Source organism: Streptomyces sp. NPDC000941, assembly GCF_053599555.1.
In genome coordinates, this window is record NZ_JBSFMM010000068.1 from 1 (window position 1) to 15343 (window position 15343).

Annotated in this window: 15 protein-coding genes; 3 read left to right on the forward strand and 12 right to left on the reverse strand. The window is 72.7% G+C overall.

The window, feature by feature from the left end; translation table 11 throughout:
- Positions 1 to 52 precede the first annotated feature (52 nt).
- Positions 53 to 559 carry an ATP-binding protein gene (locus ACWDSL_RS22395; RefSeq protein ID WP_450487981.1) on the reverse strand — a complete coding sequence of 169 codons (507 nt, stop codon included), beginning with the start codon at positions 557 to 559 and terminating at the stop codon, positions 53 to 55.
- 156 nt (positions 560 to 715) lie between these two features.
- On the opposite strand from ACWDSL_RS22395, the gene ACWDSL_RS22400 reads away from it, so the two are divergent.
- Positions 716 to 1561, forward strand: coding sequence for a helix-turn-helix domain-containing protein (locus ACWDSL_RS22400; protein WP_450488065.1), 846 nt, complete (start codon positions 716 to 718; stop codon positions 1559 to 1561).
- Positions 1558 to 1749, forward strand: coding sequence for a DUF397 domain-containing protein (locus tag ACWDSL_RS22405; protein WP_450487983.1), 192 nt, complete (start codon positions 1558 to 1560; stop codon positions 1747 to 1749). Before ACWDSL_RS22400 ends, ACWDSL_RS22405 begins: the two co-directional genes overlap by 4 nt.
- Here the strand turns inward: ACWDSL_RS22405 and ACWDSL_RS22410 are convergent.
- From ACWDSL_RS22410 to ACWDSL_RS22435, 6 genes are all read right to left on the reverse strand, one after another.
- Entirely contained in the window at positions 1711 to 2727 is a 1017-nt protein-coding gene (locus ACWDSL_RS22410) for a Gfo/Idh/MocA family protein (protein WP_450487985.1), read from the reverse strand. The genes ACWDSL_RS22405 and ACWDSL_RS22410 overlap by 39 nt on opposite strands.
- Before the next feature lie 11 nt (positions 2728 to 2738).
- Positions 2739 to 4172: an NDP-hexose 2,3-dehydratase family protein gene (locus ACWDSL_RS22415; RefSeq protein WP_450487987.1), complete on the reverse strand. Its 1434-nt coding sequence runs from the start codon at positions 4170 to 4172 to the stop codon at positions 2739 to 2741.
- Between the two features lie 81 nt (positions 4173 to 4253).
- Entirely contained in the window at positions 4254 to 5384 is a 1131-nt protein-coding gene (locus ACWDSL_RS22420) for a nucleotide disphospho-sugar-binding domain-containing protein (RefSeq protein ID WP_450487989.1), read from the reverse strand.
- Between the two features lie 49 nt (positions 5385 to 5433).
- On the reverse strand, positions 5434 to 6201 hold the full coding sequence (locus ACWDSL_RS22425; RefSeq protein ID WP_089512970.1) for an SDR family NAD(P)-dependent oxidoreductase: 768 nt from the start codon (positions 6199 to 6201) through the stop codon (positions 5434 to 5436).
- The gene (rfbH, locus tag ACWDSL_RS22430; protein ID WP_450487992.1) at positions 6201 to 7577 is read right to left on the reverse strand and encodes a lipopolysaccharide biosynthesis protein RfbH; all 1377 of its coding nucleotides are present in this window, start codon (positions 7575 to 7577) and stop codon (positions 6201 to 6203) included. The genes ACWDSL_RS22425 and rfbH overlap by 1 nt, the downstream gene beginning before the upstream one ends.
- 58 nt (positions 7578 to 7635) lie before the next feature.
- Positions 7636 to 8673 (reverse strand): NAD-dependent epimerase/dehydratase family protein, encoded by a 1038-nt coding sequence (locus ACWDSL_RS22435; RefSeq protein WP_450487994.1) that lies wholly within the window; start codon positions 8671 to 8673, stop codon positions 7636 to 7638.
- A 101-nt stretch (positions 8674 to 8774) separates the two neighbouring features.
- Between ACWDSL_RS22435 and ACWDSL_RS22440 the strand changes: the two genes are divergently transcribed.
- Positions 8775 to 9440: a dTDP-4-dehydrorhamnose 3,5-epimerase family protein gene (locus ACWDSL_RS22440; RefSeq protein ID WP_450487996.1), complete on the forward strand. Its 666-nt coding sequence runs from the start codon at positions 8775 to 8777 to the stop codon at positions 9438 to 9440.
- Here ACWDSL_RS22440 and ACWDSL_RS22445 read toward each other — a convergent pair.
- The 5 genes from ACWDSL_RS22445 to ACWDSL_RS22465 form a co-directional block, all read right to left on the reverse strand.
- Positions 9359 to 10138 (reverse strand): NAD-dependent epimerase/dehydratase family protein, encoded by a 780-nt coding sequence (locus ACWDSL_RS22445; RefSeq protein ID WP_450487998.1) that lies wholly within the window; start codon positions 10136 to 10138, stop codon positions 9359 to 9361. The genes ACWDSL_RS22440 and ACWDSL_RS22445 overlap by 82 nt on opposite strands.
- 80 nt (positions 10139 to 10218) lie before the next feature.
- Positions 10219 to 11478: a nucleotide disphospho-sugar-binding domain-containing protein gene (locus tag ACWDSL_RS22450; protein WP_450488000.1), complete on the reverse strand. Its 1260-nt coding sequence runs from the start codon at positions 11476 to 11478 to the stop codon at positions 10219 to 10221.
- Complete coding sequence (locus ACWDSL_RS22455) at positions 11478 to 13244, reverse strand: FAD-dependent monooxygenase (RefSeq protein WP_450488002.1); 1767 nt, start codon at positions 13242 to 13244, stop codon at positions 11478 to 11480. The genes ACWDSL_RS22450 and ACWDSL_RS22455 overlap by 1 nt, the downstream gene beginning before the upstream one ends.
- Positions 13241 to 14209 carry a dTDP-glucose 4,6-dehydratase gene (gene rfbB / locus ACWDSL_RS22460; protein ID WP_450488004.1) on the reverse strand — a complete coding sequence of 323 codons (969 nt, stop codon included), beginning with the start codon at positions 14207 to 14209 and terminating at the stop codon, positions 13241 to 13243. Before rfbB ends, ACWDSL_RS22455 begins: the two co-directional genes overlap by 4 nt.
- Positions 14206 to 15312 (reverse strand): glucose-1-phosphate thymidylyltransferase, encoded by a 1107-nt coding sequence (locus tag ACWDSL_RS22465; protein ID WP_450488005.1) that lies wholly within the window; start codon positions 15310 to 15312, stop codon positions 14206 to 14208. The genes rfbB and ACWDSL_RS22465 overlap by 4 nt, the downstream gene beginning before the upstream one ends.
- Positions 15313 to 15343: the final 31 nt, after the last annotated feature.

Genomic DNA, 15343 nt, shown 5'->3' on the forward strand with positions numbered 1-15343 from the left:
GTGAGTATGGGACAGTGACACGCCGACACCACGGCGTGTCACTGTCCCATACTCACCGCAACTCAGGGCATCCGCGGGCATGGCGTGAGAGCACACCGGTGCCGTGCGTCGTCGGCTCATCCCGCTGGCGTGGTGCGGTCACCTCGGCCCACACCGTCTTCCCCGGTCCTTGGCGATCCCGCACACCCCAGCGCTCGGCGAACGCATCGACCAGAAGCAGGCCCCTGCCGTGCTCGTCGTCCCGCTCGGGCATGACCCGTGCGGGCCGCCTGTCGTGCGTGTCCGACACCTCGATGCGTACGACGCCGGTCTCGTCGTCGTACCGGAGCAGCAGCGCGAAGTCCCGCCCCGGGACGAGGCCGTGCACCACGGCGTTGGCGGCCAGCTCTGCGACGACCAGGGCAGCGGCCTCGAAGCCGCTACTGCCCCGGGGGATCCCCCAGGCGGCGAGCTGATGCGCGGCCAGGAGCCGGGCCAGCCGGGCGCCACGGCGAGTGGCGGAGAAGCGCTGGGCAAAGGTGCATACGGTGACAGGCACTTGGGCCTGGGGAGCTGTCATGGCGGAATCGTTGTGGCGATGGGGCCTCGCCATACAGGCATGACACCCACCCAGATCAGCCTGTATCAGTTCACGCCATGGACTGGGTCGGTGACTTTCTGTGAGTATGAGGAGTTGATCGGAACGGCGCGGGGGTGCACAGGAGGCGACGCGGCGATGGCAGCGGACAACAGCGGCAACAACACCGGCGAACCTGAGATGTCGGACAGTCTCAAGACCTTTGGCGCGGTTTTGAAGGCGTTGCGGGAGGAGGCGAGGCTGACGCAGGAAGAGTTCGCACCACAGGTGCGGTACTCAGCGCCCTACATCGCCAAGATCGAGCAGGGGAGGCGGTTCCCGCCGAGGGACCTCATCGATCGCTCGGAGGAGGTCCTGGGCGCGACGGCCGCCCGCGTCCTGGCGGCTGCGGCCCGCAGCCTGACGCGCAAGGCGGGGCTGGCGTCGTGGTTCCAGCAGTGGGCGGGGATCGAGGAGGAGGCGGTGTCGCTGTATGCGTATGAGTGCCGCGTCGTGCCTGGACTGTTGCAGCCGGAGCCGTACATTCGCGAGATCTTCGAGCGGCGCATCCCTCATCTCTCCGAGGAGCAGGTCGAGCGGCAGGTGGCTGCCCGCTTGGCCAGGCAACAACTGTTCACGGAACGACCGAACACGTCCTTCTGTTTCCTGATCGAACAGGCGCTATTGGACCGGCGGTTCGGTGGTACTGAGGTCACAAGGACACTTCTCGACCACCTGCTTGAGCAGGGAGGCCACCGGAATGTGGAGATTCAGGTTATGCCGCTACGGCAGGAGGACCACTTCGGCTTCGAAGGGCCGATGTACCTCGCCGAAACAGCCGACAACCGGTGGGTCGGCTACATCGAAGGGCACGAGAGCAGCATCCTGATCACTGACCCGAAAGCTGCCAGTGCCATGCTTCAGCGCTATGGCAAGATGCGCTCACAGGCTCTGAGCCCTCAGGCCACTACGAGCCTGCTGGAGCAGATGCGAGGAGCGCTATGAGCACCACTGAACTCGACTGGTTCAAGAGCAGCTACAGCGGCGGCGGCGGCGACAACTGCGTCGAGGTCGCTATCCGCCCCGACGTGGTCCGCGTCCGGGACTCCAAAGACACGCAGATAGGCTCGCTGGTGGTGTCTCGCGAAGCCTGGTCAGCGTTCACCGTCCTCGCGGCGGACGCCCAGGTCTGAGGCCGCCGGCCTCGCCGCCTCCCGGATCTCGTCGAGCAGTTCCGCCTGGCGGAGCGTGGCGGCCTCCCGCTCGCCGAGATCTCGCCCGTCCCGGACGGTGCGTACGAAGGCGGCCAGGGTGTTCGCCACCTGGTCGTCGGGGGACACCGGCAGCTCCTGGTCGCCGTCCGCGCGCCGCAGCCGGACCTGGGGCTCGAAGTCGGCGGGCGGGGTGTAGGCGCGCTCCACGGTCAGCCGTCCCTCGGTGCCCCACAGCTCGTAGCTCGCCACATAGGGGTGGTCGAGTCCGAAGGTCAGCTGGGCGGTGACCCCCTCGGGGGTGTGCAGCACGGCGGCCCCTGAGGTGTCGACCCGCCGTCCCTCGCCCTGGGTGAGCACCGCGCCCGCGACCCGCAGCCCGGGGCCCAGGAAGTGCAGTGCCGCGCGCACCGGATAGACGCCGACGTCCCACAGCGCGCCACCGCCCAGGCCGGCGTCGTAGCGGATGTCCGTGTCCTGGAGCCGGGGGATGGCGAACGCCGCGTGCATCGCGCGCAGTTCGCCGATCGCGCCCTCGGCGAGCGCCTTGCGCACGGCCTCGTGCTGGCCGTGGTGGACGAACATCACGTTCTCCATCAGCACCAGGTCCAGCTCACGGGCCAGGGCCAGCAGCTCGGCGGTGCGCGCCAGGTCGGTGGTGAGCGGCTTCTCGGCCAGCACATGCTTGCCCGCGCGCAGCGCCGCCTCCACCCACGGCGCGTGCAGGGCGGCGGGCAGCGGTACGTACACCGCCTCCACCTCCTCCAGCGCCAGCAGCTCCGCGTACCCGGTGACCGGGCGGCAGCCGTACGTCCGCGCCGTCTCCACGGCCTTGGCCGCGTCCCGGCTGGCCACCGCCACGACCTCGGCGCCCGGCGCGGCCACCATGGCCGGCAGCATCCGGCGGCGCGCGAAACCGGCACAGCCCAGTACCCCGACGCGCAGCCTGGCGTCACTCATCGGCGCGTCACTCATCGGCCGTCCCCTCCCATCGCTCCCAAGCAGGCCAGCAGCGTACGCGCTTGGACGTTGACGTAGTGGCCGTGCCGGACCAGCGAGCGCAGCTGGGCCGGGGTGGCCCAGCGGTATCCCGGCGGCGGGTCGAGCGGGGCGTCGTCACACTCCACGACCAGGGTGCGGCTGTCCGCGTTCAGGAACCGCCCGCCCTCCTCCGAGTGCACCGCCTCGTACCGCACCCGGCCGCCGCCGGGGTCGCCGGCCTCGAGGACCAGGTCGAGGAACGGCGGCCGGTCCGCAGACGGGAGGTGGTCCCAGTTCCCGGGGGTGCACTGGACGGTGGGGCCGAGCTCGACCGTGTCGAGGAAGCCGCCCTCGACACGTGCGTGCGCGAGCACATGCAGCACCCCGCCGATCCGCCGCGCCACGAACGCCGTGACCCCGGCCCCCACCGGCTCGAACAGCGGCTGGGTCCACTTGCTCACCTCACGGCTTGCGGCCCGCACCGACACCGCCACCACCTTGAAGTACCGGCCCTCCTCATGGTCGACGGACCGCTCACCGCGCACCCAGCCAGGGACGGAGGCCAGCGGGACGCGCTCGACCCGCAATTCGCGCCGGGAGCGCTCGCCAGTGAACCAGGACCGCAGCTCGGCGTCGGTGTGCAGCGCGCGCTCCCCGGCGCTCGGCCCGTGCTCGGTCCCGAGCTGCTGTCCGTACTCCGGCATACAGGACAGCACCGTGCGCGCGTCCATGTTGATGACCAGGTCCTGGTGGAGCAGTTCATTGATCTGCCCCAGGGTCAGCCAGCAGAAGTCGTCGTACAGCGGGACGTCGTCCAGCGCCTCGACGATCATGTTGCGGTTGCTCTTGCGGTAGAACCACGAGCCGTGTTCGGACTGCAGGGCGTCGGCCAGGACCTGGCCGCGCCCGGGGGTGACGAAGTAGTCCAGGTACTTCACGTCCAGTCCCTTGTGGACCTTGGTGTAGTTGGAGCGGGTCGCCTGCACGGTGGGCGAGACCTGGAGCAGATTGGGGTTGCCCGGCTCCATCTTGGCCTGCATGAGGAAGTGCAGCACCCCGTCGAACTCCTTGGCCAGGATGCCGAGAATGCCCACCTCGGGCTGGACGATGATCGGCTGGTGCCAGCCGCGGTGCGGGCCCTCGTCGGTGGCGGCGGACAGCCCCTCCACGGTGAAGAAGCGCCCGCTGCGGTGCACCAGATTGCCGGTGCCGGGCTCGAACGACCAGCCGTCGAGATCGGCGAACGCGATGCGGTCCACGCTGAAGTCATGCGCGCGCCCTCGGTCGGCGAGCCAGCCGCCGAAGTCCTCGGTGCGCAGATGGACCCCCTGGTTCGCGGCGGCCGACCGGGCCAGCCGGGCGGGCAGCCCGGGGTCCTCCCGGGGCCGCAGTACGGGGCGGGTCGGCAGGCTGGTGGTCGACACGGGGCTGCTCCTCGGGCTGGAGATACATGGGTTCGGATCGGCGGTGCCGGTGTGGCCTGGATGTGGCCTGGTGTCGTGTGCCTATGGTGCAGGTGACGCTTGTGCCGGGCTTACGAGCCTGGTCACCGCCTCGTCAGGACCCGGCATCGACAGCACCTCGGCGCGCAGTTCGCGCGCGGCGGCGGCGTACGAGGGCTGCTCCAGCAGCGCCGACAGCTCGGCGAAGAGGCGGGCGGGCGACGCGTCCGCCGGCACCAGCCGCCCGGCGCCCACGAGGGCCAGCCGCGCCCCGTTGAGCTGCTGCTCCGGGCGCGGCGCGACGATCAGCTGCGGCACCCCCGCCGCGGCGGCGGCCACCACGGCCGTACCGCCGCCCTGGTGGAGCACCGCCCGACAGCCCGCCGGGAGCCGGTACGGCGGCCCGGCCGCGCCTCCCGGGCCTGGCCACGACACCACCTCCGCGCCGCGTGTCTCGGCGTGCCGGAGGGCGGCGCGTACGGGCTTCGGCGGACCGCCGGGGTCGTCCCAGGCGACACAGACCCGATACGCGGCCTTGCCCTGCTCAGGCGCTCCGTCCTGCCCGTCCGGCACAAAGCGCACCGCCATCCGCCGCGCCGACGAGGGCAGGGCCAGGCTGGGCGGGCACGGGTCAAGCCACAGGCCGGGCTCGTACGCCGGGTCCACGCCGTAACGCCGCATCAGACGGGCGTAGCCGGGCAGCGGCGGGCCGTGCAGATCCTGCCGGTCCAGCCGGAGTACGGCCGCGCTCCCCCACATCTGGCCTACCGCGGGCACCCCCAGCACCGCCGCGGCCACCGTGCCCGCGTACGCGCTCGCGTCGTGCACCACCAGGCCGGGCTGCCAGCAGCGGGCGAAGGCCACCAGGCCCTGCGCCATCGCCTCGGCGATCCGCACCTGTTTCTCGCCGAGCGCGCGCAGCATGCCGCGCTCCTCCGCGCCGAGCCCGGCGGGCCGCACCGGCCAGTCCGCGGGCCAGTTTCCGATCCGGCGGGGCACCGCGCCCGCGGCCCCGGACGCCTTGGGCATCGGGCCGACCGGGACGGGGACCAGACCGGCGTGGGCGACGGCAGCCGCGCAGCCGGACGGCACCGCGACCCGCACCTGGTGGCCGGCCGCCAGGAACGCCCGCGCGAGCGGCACCATCGGGGCGAGATGCCCGCCCGAGGACCAGGTGGTGAACAGAACGCGCACGGGACTCCTCCGGAAGGTCGAGAGCGCGATGGCCCATAAAGCGGTTCGCTCACCGCCCGCCGGACACCGTCAACACCTCGCCGGTGATGTTGCCGTTGGCCGCCGAGCACAGGAACAACAGCGTCCGGGCGATGTCCTCGGGTGTGCTCAGCCGCCCGGTGGGGGTGGCGGCGAGCTCCCGCTCCCGGACCGCGCCCGGCAGGCCGGCGAGCACCCGCTCGGTCGAGGTCAGCCCCGGGCATACGACGTTGACCAGCACCCCGTCGCCGCCCAGGTCCCACATCAGGCTCCGGGCCAGACCGTGCAGACCGGCCTTCGCCGCGCCGTAGAACTCCTGGCCGCGGGCGCCGTCCAGCGCGTTGTGCGAGGAGACCAGGGCGATCCGGCCCCAGCCGCGCTCGCGCATCCCGGCGACGGCGCACTGGACCGTACGGATGGCGGGGGCCAGGTTGTCGGAGACGATCGGCAGCCACTCCTCTTCCGGTACGTCCTCGAACCGCTCGCGCGGTCCGCGCCGCACCCCCCACCGCCATGCGTTCGCCACCAGTACGTCCAGGCTCCCCCAGCGCCGCTCCACCGCGGCCACCACCCAGCGCGGCGAGGCGGGGTCGTCCAGCGCGTACGGCACGGCGAACGCCTGCCCCTGGCCTGCCGCCCCGCACAGCTCGGCGGCGAACGCCTCGGCCGCCTCGCGCTGATGGCGATAGGCCACCGCCACCCGCGCGCCCTGCGCGGCGAAGGCGCGCGCCGTGGCCCGCCCGATGCCGCCGGTGGCGCCGGTGACCAGGACCGTACGTCCCTCCAGGCCGAGGTCCATCACGCCGTGGCCGCCCGGTGTCCGGGCGCCGGTTGAGTCCGCAGCGCCTGCCCCGCGCCCCGCGCCCCGCGGGTCGCCACGAACTCGCGGATGGACGCCGCGACATAGTCCAGCATCTCCTCGGTCAGCCCGGGATAGACGCCGACCCAGAAGGTCCGCTCGGTGATCAGATCGCTGTTGCGGAGGTCGCCGGACACCCGGTGCGGCAGCCCGATGTACGCCGGGTGGCGGGTGAGGTTGCCCGCGAACAGCAGGCGGGTGCCGATCCGCCGGGACTCCAGGAAGTCCACCAGCTCGGCGCGGCCGAACGGGGCGTCAGGCGCCACCGTGACGACGAACCCGAACCAGCTGGGGTCGGAGCGCGGGGTGGCCTCGGGCAGCAGCAGATGCGGCACACCTTCCAGGCCCTCGCGCAGCCGCCGCCAGTTGCGGCGCCGCGCCGCGCCGAAGTCGTCGAGCTTGGCCAGCTGGGTCAGCCCCAGCGCGGCCTGGAGATCGGTGGCCTTCAGGTTGTAACCGACGTGGGAGAAGATGTACTTGTGGTCGTAGCCCGCGGGCAGCGTCCCCATCTGGTAGTCGAAGCGCTTGAGGCACTTGTTGGACTCGCCCGGCTCGCACCAGCAGTCCCGGCCCCAGTCCCGCAGCGACTCCACGATCCGCGCCAGCGCCAGGTTCGAGGTCAGCACACAGCCGCCCTCCCCCATCGTGATGTGGTGCGCGGGATAGAAGCTCACGGTGGTCAGATCGCCGAAGGTGCCGGTGAGCCGGCCGTCGTAGCGGGAGCCCACCGCATCGCAGTTGTCCTCGATGAGGAACAGCTCGTGCTGCTCGGCGAGTTCGGCCAGCTCGGTCGCGGGGAACGGATTGCCCAGCGCATGGGCGACCGCGATGGCGCGGGTGCGCGGGCCGATGGCGGCAGCGACGCGGTCGGCCGTGGTGTTGTACGTGCCGAGGTCGACATCGACGAAGACCGGCACCAGTCCGTTCTGCAGGATCGGATTGACGGTGGTGGGGAAGCCGGCCGCGACGGTGATCACCTCGTCGCCCGGCCGCAGCCGCCGGTCCTCCAGCTGCGGTGAGGTCAGCGCGGCGACGGCCAGCAGATTCGCCGAGGAGCCCGAGTTCGTCAGATGCGCCTTGCGCAGCCCCAGTTTGCGGGCGAACGCGGACTCGAACTTGCGCGAGCTGCGCCCCGCGGCGATCCGCATCTCCAGGGCGGCCTCCACCAGCGACACCCGGTCGTCCTCGTCCAGCACCGCGCCGGACGGCCAGATCTCGGTGACTCCGGGGACGAACGCCCGGCGGGGCTCCCGCTGCTCCCGCTCCTGGTGGTACTTGCGGACCTCATCGAGAACAAGCGCCCTGTGGTCGCTCATCGCCATGTCCTTCCCATCCATAACCGCTCACCGCCGGACACCGCTGTGCCGTCATCCGTCATCCGTTCCGTACGGACCGGACACTTCCGCCCCCGGCTCGAACCGCTCTCGACACCCGGTCGGGCGGCAGCCCCGCGGCGGTCAGCTGGTCCCGCAGCGAGCGGTCGGCGCGGTACCTCGGCCGCCAGCCCAGCAGTCGGCGCGCCGCGGAGATGTCCAGCAGCTGCCAGTCGGCGCCGCTCCCGGCCGGCCCCGGAACCACCGGCGCCTCGACGCCGCTGAGCTCGATCATCCGGTCGACCAGCTCACGCACCGGCCTCGCCCGCCCCGAGCCGACGTTGACGATCCACGCGCCGGTCCGCGCCACCCTCGGCGCGACCGCCGCGGCCAGTACGGCCTGTCCGACGTCCCTGATGTCCACGAAGTCCCGCCGCGCGGTCAGCGGCGCCAGCCGCAGCACGCCCTCCGCCGACCGGCCGCGCGCCGTCTCGGCCAGGTGGTGGGCGACCGTGCCCAGCAGGCTGGTGCGGGGCGCGCCGGGACCGTAGACGTTGGCGATCCGCAGCACCGTCCCGTCCACCGCGCCACTGCGCGCCGCGCGCAGCATCGCCTCCGCTCCGAGCAGCTTCGTACGCCCGTACGCGGACACCGGCGCGGGGGGCAGCCCCTCGGTGATCGCCGTGCCCGGCGCCACCGGGCCGTACTCGTGGACCGTGCCCAGCTGGACCAGCCGCGGCCGGTGCGCAAGGCCGGAGACGGCCTCCACAAGACCGCGCACCAGCCCCGCGTTGGCCGCCCCCAGCTCCTCTTCACAGCCGCCCCAGGCCAGGCCCGCGGCGTTGACGACGATGTCCGCCCCCGCCCCGGCCAGCACACCGGCGAGGCGCGCGGGCGAGGTGCCGGTCAGGTCCAGGCAGATGTGGCTCCCGCCCCGGCCGGCCGAGAGCCGGTCGGCCGTGGCGCGGGAGACGGTGAGCACCCGCGCGCCCTCGGCCTCGAACACCTCGCTGATGTGGCGCCCGAGCGAGCCGGTGCCCCCGAGTACGACGACCGACACCCCGGCAGCGACCGACACCCCGGCAGCCTGCGACACCATCGGCGTCTCCTCACGGCAGTCGACATCATCTGACAGCGCCGCCATCGTGCTCGCCACGACTCGAGTCCCCCTCGACCCGCACCGCCTACCGTCGGGGGACCATGGAGATCCATGAGACCGCCGTACCGGACGCCTACCGCATCGTGCCGCGTCACCACACCGATGCGCGGGGCAGCTTCTTCGAGTCGTACGCGTACGGGCAGCTGGCCCGGCAGACAGGCCATGTGTTCGTCCCCCTACAGGTCAACTACTCGGTGTCGGCCCGCAACACGCTGCGCGGTGTGCACGGTGTGCGGCTGCCGCCCGGGCAGGCCAAGTTCGTGACGTGTGTGCGCGGGGCGCTGCTCGACGTGGTGGTGGACCTGCGGCTCGGCTCACCCACCTTCGGCGCGTACGACACCAACATGCTCGACGCCGAGCAGGGCACCGCGATGTACGTGGCCGAGGGGTTGGGCCACGGCTTCGTGGCGCTCACCGACGACACCTGCATCAGCTATCTGTGCTCCACGCAGTACGTCCCCGGCACCCAGATCGACCTCCAGCCGCTGGACCCCGCGCTCGGGCTGCCGTGGCATCTCGGGCTCACCGACGAGCCCCTGATCTCGGAGAAGGACGCCCGCGCCCCGTCCCTGGCCGAGGCCACAGACCAGGGACTACTGGCCACCTACGACGCCTGCCGCAAACACTACGAACGGCAGCTGCGCGCCGCCGGCGCCGCCGAGCCCACCGCGCACGTCTTCGCGAAGGCGTCGAGAACACGCCGGTAGTAGCCGGGGCCGAAGCCCATGCGGGCCGTCTGGGGGACCAGGGCCCGCAACTTCTCGGTGCAGATGACGTGCTGGGCCCCGGCCTCCCGGTACTCCCGGTCGGCCACCAGGCCCAGCCGTCCCTCCAGATGGTCGACGATCCGCTCCACCGGAACCGCCTCCCCGGAGGCCACATTGACCGTCTCGCCCCGCAGATCCTGGGCCAGCAGCAGGTCGATGACGCGGACCACGTCCACCACGTCGATCAGATCCCGCGCCGCCCCCTTGTGGATACGGACCAGGCCCTCCCGCATCTGCCGCACCAGCGCGGGCAGCAGCTGATGCGGCGGCTGCCCGGGGCCGACCAGATGGCCGAGGCGCAGCACCAGCCAGTCGGCCCCGGAGGCGTGCAGCTGCCGCTCCAGGCCCAGCTTGTGCTCGCCGTACGGGGTGCAGGGGACGATGGCGCTGTCCTCCCGGCCCGGGCCGTCCACCGCGCCGTACATCCCGGTGGCGGCGGTGGAGAAGAACAGCAACCGCCGCCCGGTGGCCCGGCACCCCCGCGCCACCTCCCGCAGCAGCGCCGCCTCCCGCGCGAAGTCCGCGTCCGAGGTGCCGCTCGCCCAGGACACACCGGCCGCGAGGACCACGGTGTCCGGGTGCTGATGGGCGATCGGCTCAAGGCTCCGGGCGAGAAACCCGTTTCCCACAATCTCCATGCCACGTCCTGAGGTTGAGAGTCGGTGCGGGGGTGAGGGGCGTGCGGTAGGTGAGGGGCGGGGCGCGGCTGCGCGTGCAATCAGCCGCGTACCAGCAGCGCGTCCGCGGCCAGCTCTTCCAACCGGGACACCAGCGCCGAGGGGTGGGGGCCCGCCGCCATCTCCTCCTGGAGCCGGAGGGCCGTGGCCCGGTACGCCGGGTCGCCCAGCAGGGCCCGGGCGGCCGCGCGGATGGCCGGGACGTCCGCGGTGGCGTTGGGCAAGGCGATCCCCGCGCCCGCCGCCACGATCCGGTCGGCGATCGTCTCCTGGTCGAGGCCGCACGGCAGCATCAGATGCGGCACACCGGCGGCAAGACCGGTCATGGCGCAGCCCCCGCCGGCGTGGTGGACCACCAGATCGCAGGAGGGCAGCAGCAGATGGAGCGGGGTGTGCTCCAGCAGCCGCACCCCGGGCGGCAGGGTGCCGATCCGCTCCCGGTCGGCGCCGGTGACGGTGAGCAGCACCTCGACGTCCAGCTCGGCCAGCGCCTTCACCACCTTCGGCACGGCGAAGGAGCCGGGCCCGAACGTGACGCTCACCGAGGTGCCCCACACCACGCAGACCCGCGGCCGCCCGAACGACGCGCCCGACTCGGGCAGCGCCTGCAGCCATGGCGGCATGGCCCCGGGCCCGTTGTAGGGCACATGGCGTACGGGGATGCGGTGGGCGGTCAGCGGCGGGGCGGCGCCGGCCGGGCAGGGGTCGATCGCGTACTCGTAGGTCTCCCGCCGCAGCGCCCCGACCTCGTAGCGCTGAAAGGCGCGGCTGGTGTCCAACGGCACCAGGGGCACCCCGCGCACCCGGTCGTCGGGCCCCACCGGGCCCCACAGATGGAGCAGCGCGGGCACCCCCAGCACCCGTCCGACCAGCGGTCCTTCGAGGCTCAGCAGGTCGTGCACCACCAGCTGGGGCCGCCACCAGCGGCCGAAGGCCACCGCCGCGTCGGTGGAGCGGTGTGCCATGTCGATCAGCTGCTCGTGGTGGTCGCGCAGCCAGGCGCCCGGTTCGAACTCCTCCAGTGAGGCGACCGGGTGGCCGGTGACCGGGTGCGGCGGAAGCTCCCGGTAGGGCCAGCGCCCGCCCTGTGCGGCGGAGTAGTTGAGCAGCCGGGCCATGAACGCCAGGTCCGGCGCGTCGAGTACGGCGAGCGGGGTCAGCCCGGCCCGCCCGACGGGCTCCGCCTGGCTGGGCGCGCACACCACCCGTACGTCGTGTCCGGCCGCCTGGAGCGCCCAGCCCAGCGGCACCATGGAGAACCAGTGTCCTGGCCAGTTGGACACCACGAAGAGAACACGCATCAGCGCTCGCCTCCCCGCGCCTCGGGCCGCTGCGCGGCCTGCCCGGCCTGCCCGGACTGCCCGGCCGGCGGCGCCACCAGGTGCAGCACCGGCCGCAGCCCCAGCGCACCGAGCGCGTCGCGCGGGCGGTCCGAGGCCGTGCCGCGGGCCGCCGCGTAGCCGTCCGGCCGGATCAGCAGCCAGCCGCCGGGCGCCGCGCGCAGATCGGCTCGCAGCCGCGCGCCCGGGTCGGCCAACGGGCCCGGCGCGCCCTCGACGGCGCCTTCGGGCCCATCCGTCACGGCCGTCACGACCGTACGGACGCTCAGACAGCCCCCGTACGCCTCGGCGAGCGCGCACAGCGACGGGTACTGGTCCGGGGTGGCGAAGGCGAGCAGCGTCCAGCCGGGCCGGGACAGTTCGGCGATCAGCTCCCGCCATCCGGGGCTCCGCGCCGCCCGCCGCGGCCCGACCGTGGCCACCCGGGTGCCCGCCGTCTCCCCCAGGACCGCGGGCCCGGACCCGTACACCAGGTCGAGCGCGGTCATCCCGCCCATGATCCGGCGCTGGATCCGGGCCTTGAGCGGTGGCAGCGCGCGGACCACACCGAACGCCGCGCGCAGCAGCGAGGCGGCGGTACGGCTCTTCAGCTGCACCAGGGCGGTGGCGAACCGCGTGGAGTGCAGCAGCCGTTCACCGACCGGCACCCGCTCCGCGCCGTAGGACTCCAGCAGCCGCGGGCCCGCCTCGCCGCGGATGACGGCGGCGAGCTTCCAGGCGAGGTTGACCGCGTCCTGGACACCGGTGTTCATGCCCTGCCCGGAGGCCGGGCTGTGCACATGGGCGGCGTCGCCCGCGACGAACACCCGCCCCGCGCCCATCCGCGGCACCATGCGCTGCTGGATGGAGAACACCGACACCCAGGTGGGGGTGGAAACCCGCGCGGCGCGGCCGGTGCCCGCCCGGATCTTGGCGGCGAACCGCCGCGCCACCGCCGCGTCCTGCGCCTCGCCGCCGTCGTATTCGACGTCCGTGGTGTCCAGCAGCCGCCACTTGCCGGGCTCCGGGAAGGGCACCATCATCACGGTCCCGGCCGGGGTGCGCATCCAGTGGATGCTGTCGCGCGGCAGATCGCAGTCCACCTCGGCGTCCGCGATCAGCCAGGTCTCGCTGGAGTCGCCGAGCAGCGGCAGCCCGAGTTTCTTCCGTACCGTGCTGTGCCCGCCGTCGCAGCCGACCAGCCACCCGGCGCGCGCCTCCTCCACGCGGCCGTCCGGGTGGCACAGCCGGGCGCGTACGGCGGTGCCCAGGTCCTCGAACCCGTCCAGCCGCACGCCCCACTCCACCTCGATCCCGTGCCGGGCCGCGGCGCGGCGCAGCACCTCCTCAGTGATCACCTGGTCGACCATGAGGGTGAAGGGGAAACGGGTGGGCAGCCGGCTGTAGTCGGTGTCCAGTCGGATGAGGCGGCGGCCGTTCTGGTGCAGGGTGAAGTGCTCCACCCGCTGTCCGCGGGCGATCAGTTCGTCGGCCACGCCCAGCTGGTCGTAGGTCTCGAGGGTGCGCGCATGGGTGGCCAGGGCGCGGCTGGTGGTGGCCGGGCCCGCGGCACCGTCGACCAGCCGTACCCGCACCCCGTGCCGGGCCAGTTCATGCGCCATGGCGAGCCCCACGGGCCCGGCGCCGACCACGAGCGCCTGGGTGGCGACGTGGTCCCGCGAGTCTTCCCGCCGGGCTTCCTGCGGCTGCGGGGCGTCCCCCGGGTGGTGCTGCCGCGTCGGACTCATCCGCGCGTCACCTGCTTCCACCAGCCCGGGTTGTCGCGGTACCAGGCGACGGTGGCGGCCAGGCCGGTGTCGAACGGCACGCGCGGGGCATAGCCCAGCTCTTCGCGGATCTTCGTCTCGTCCAGGGAGTAGCGCAGATCGTGCCCCTTGCGGTCCGGGACATGGCGCACCATGCGCTCATCGGCGCCGCACAGCTCCAGCAGCCGCCGGGTCAGGGCGGCGTTGGTGTACTCGTTGCCCCCGCCCACGTTGTAGATCTCGCCCGCCCGGCCCCGGTTGAGCACGAGGTGGATGGCGCGGCAGTGGTCGTCGGCGTGCAGCCACTCGCGCATGTTGGAGCCGTCGCCGTAGAGCGGGACCTGCTTGCCCTCCAGGAGGTTGGTGACGAACAGCGGTATGAGCTTTTCGGGGTGCTGGTACGGGCCGTAGTTGTTGGAACACCTGGTGATCGACACATCGAGGCCGTGGGTGCGCCAGCAGGCGCGGGCGATCAGGTCGGAGGCCGCCTTGGACGCCGCGTACGGGGTGTTGGGCGCGAGCGGCCACTCCTCGGTCCACGAGCCGTGCTCGATGGAGCCGTAGACCTCGTCGGTGGACACATGCACCACCCGGGGGATACGGGCGCGCAGACAGGCGTCGAGCAGGATCTGGGTGCCGCAGGCGTTGGTGGTCACGAAGTCTGCGGCGGCCTCGATGGAGCGGTCGACATGCGACTCGGCGGCGAAGTGCACCACCGCGTCGTGGCCCGGCAGCACCTCGTGCAGCAGCGCGGCGTCGCAGATGTCGCCGCGTACGAAGGTCAGGCGCGGATCGGCGGCCGGGAGGCTGTCCCGGTGTCCGGCGTAGGTCAGCTTGTCCAGGACGGTGACCCGGGCGCCCGCGCAGCCGGGGTAGCCGTCGGCGAGCAGGGTGCGGACGTAGGTGGAGCCGATGAAGCCGGCGCCGCCGGTGACCAGGATCCTCACGCGGCCACCTCGATACGGGTGTGATCGCCGACGACGAGCCGGTGGCGGCTGGTGGCGGGGGTGCCCGCGGCGCTCTCGGCGGGGGCCGGCTCCGGGGCCGGGACGGTGGCGATGGCCGCCGAGCGGCCGATGACCGAGCCGTACAGCCCGCGCACCCGCACCAGGGACGCGCCGTCCAGCACGATCGAGTCGTCAAGCCGGGTGTCCCGCAGCACACAGTCGCTGCCGACCGAGGTGTGCGGCCCCACGTGACTGTCCTCCACCAGCGTGCCCGCGCCGATGATCGCCGGTCCCTCGATCCGGGACCGCACCACCCGGGCGCCGGACTCGACCACCACCGGGCCGGTGATCTCGCTGGCCTCGTCCACGTCCGCCGCCACCGAGCGGGTGAGGGTGCGCAGCAGCTCGCGGTTGCAGTCCAGGACGTCCTCGACCTGGCCGGTGTCCTTCCAGTAGCCGGAGTACTCGCTCGCCCGTACCGTCTCGCCCCGGGCCACCAGCCACTGGACGGCGTCGGTGATCTCCAGCTCGCCACGGGCGCTCGGCGCGATCGCGGCGACGGCCTCGTGGATGGCGGGGCTGAAGAAATACACGCCGACCAGGGCCAGATCCGAACGTGGCCGGGCGGGCTTCTCGACCAGCCGCAGCACCGAGCCGTCCACCGCCACTTCCGCCACCCCGAACGCCTGCGGATCGGGGACCTTGTGCACCACCACCTGCGCCGCCGGCCGCCTGGCGCGGAACTCGGCCGCGATGTCCGCCACCCCGTCCGGGAGCATGTTGTCGCCGAGGTACATCACGAAGTCGTCGTCGCCCAGGAAGTCGCGGGCGATGGCGACACAGTGGGCGAGACCCAGCGGCTCGTCCTGCGGGATGTAGGTGATCCGCACGCCGAGGTCGGAACCGTCGCCCAGCGCCGCCGAGATCGCCCGGAGCTGATTGCCGACGACGATGCCGACGTCGGTGACGCCGAGGTCGCGGATCGCCGTCAGGACGTGTTCGAGGACCGGCTTGTTGGCGATGGGGATGAGCTGCTTGGGCATTGAATAGCTGAACGGGCGCAGGCGGGTCCCCGACCCGCCGGACAGCACGAGAGCCTTCATGTAAGTCCTCCTTAGCGGACAGCGCGAGCAT